General features: G+C 60.2%; 2 protein-coding genes. Both read right to left on the bottom strand.

Going from position 1 to position 1,632, the window contains the following annotated elements:
• Window positions 1-826: IS3 family transposase (locus EYS42_RS16820; RefSeq protein ID WP_245503693.1), on the bottom strand; the 826-nt coding region annotated here is incomplete at its 3' end.
• A complete protein-coding gene (locus EYS42_RS16815; RefSeq protein WP_165456843.1) occupies window positions 790-1,152 on the bottom strand; it encodes a transposase in 363 nt (120 codons plus the stop codon). The genes EYS42_RS16815 and EYS42_RS16820, both read right to left, overlap by 37 nt.
• Window positions 1,153-1,632 lie beyond the last annotated feature (480 nt).

Here is a 1,632-nt window from a genome sequence, read left to right as displayed (position 1 = left end):
TGAGTTCAAAGGCGGCCGGTGGCATGTATCCGATGCTGGAGTGCAATCGGTGCTGGTTGTAGAACTGGATGTAGCTGATCACTTCGTCCCAGAGTTTTTGGTCTTGATCGAACGTCATCTTGAACAGGCCCTCGATTTTGAGGGAATGGAAGAAGGACTCGATGTAGGCGTTGTCGTTGATGTGCGAAGCGCGGTTCATGCTTTGCACGAAGCCATGCTGACGCAGCTTGGCCTTGAATTCAAGAGAAGAGAACTCGATTCCCCGATCCGAGTGGAAGTGCAGGCCCTTGGCCGGCTTGCGATTGCGCATGGCGTGCTGCAGCGCGGCGATGGTGAGTTTGGAGGTGCGGTGATGGGCCAGGCTCCAGCCGACGACGCGCCTGGAGAAACGGTCGATGATGACGGCCAGGTAGCGCCATGCCCCGTTGACCTTGAGATATGTGACGTCGCCATGCCAGACCTGATTGGGGCCAGTGACCTGCAGATCCAAGATGCGATTGGGCACCTGGTGGAAGAACTTCAGGAAAGGTGCCTTGCGCACGAACAGGTGGTTGGAGCGCCCTTGCAGACGGGCATTGCGCATGAGCCGCGCGATGCGATGGCGGCATGCCCGTACCCCCCACTGGCGCAACTGTTCCTGCACGCGGGGTGAGCCATAGACCTGACGGCCGGCCGCATGGGCCTTGTGCACCAGCTCGCTCAGGCTCTGATCCAGCTGCAGGCGAACACTGGCGGGGCGCTGGCGCCAGGCATAAAAGCCTGAGCGAGAAACGTCCATGATCTGGCACATCAGCGAGAGCGGGAGCGCTTGACGGTTTGCTTCGATGAAGGCGAAGACGCGGCCTTTGTTTGAGAAGCAAACCGAATGGCTTTTTTTAGGATGTCGTGCTCCAGCTGAAGGCGTTGGAACTGGCGCTCGACCTCTTGGAGCCGCTTCAACTCAGCGACGACCTGGGGTTCGGGCTCGGGCAGCTCTCCGGTGATCAGGCCGTCGCGCACCTCCTTGCGCCAGCGAGAAAGCATGAAGGGGTGGATGCACAAGGACTCAGCGACGTCCTTGATGAGCACGCCGGGTTCGTTGCTCAAGGCGACGGCCTTGAGCTTGAACTCAGTGCTGTACCGGTTGACTAGTTTTGGGCCAGGTTTTGCCATGGGGGACATTCTCCGTTAGGTTGGAATGTCCACAAAAGGCGGGCAAGCTTCGCGTCCGCTTGACCGCCGAGTTAGGCCACGGTGCCTGCGCGAAGCGCCCGTGCCAGTGCTCGGTGATGGCGTTACCACTTCCAGAGCGATGGCGTGCGCCAATGGGCGGACAGCGTTTCACAAGGGCTCCCAGGTGTTCTTTGTTTGGCGCTGTTCAAGCAGCGCATCGAATGCAGCCAGCATAACGCCAAGACGCTGACCAGTGATGGCGAAGCCATGACTGCGGCTTCATGTTGCGAGCTGATGGCGTGGCGAAGACACGGCACAGAACCTGGTGCTGATTGCCGAAGGACAAGCAGCCAACTTGGCGGTGGCGCGTGGCACTTTGGCGCCGCGCGGTGGCCAGCAGGCAGCCGAAGGACTGACAGCCAGATTGAGACCGCGAACCGCGCCACGTGGCGAACCAATTGGCGAGTTAGCGCCAGGCCT

The sequence above is a fragment of the Aquabacterium lacunae genome, from assembly GCF_004310865.1.
GTDB classification, from domain to species: Bacteria; Pseudomonadota; Gammaproteobacteria; order Burkholderiales; family Burkholderiaceae_C; genus Aquabacterium; species Aquabacterium lacunae.
The sequence above is the reverse complement of the archived record's forward strand: the minus strand, read 5'-3'. Positions and strand labels throughout refer to the sequence as shown.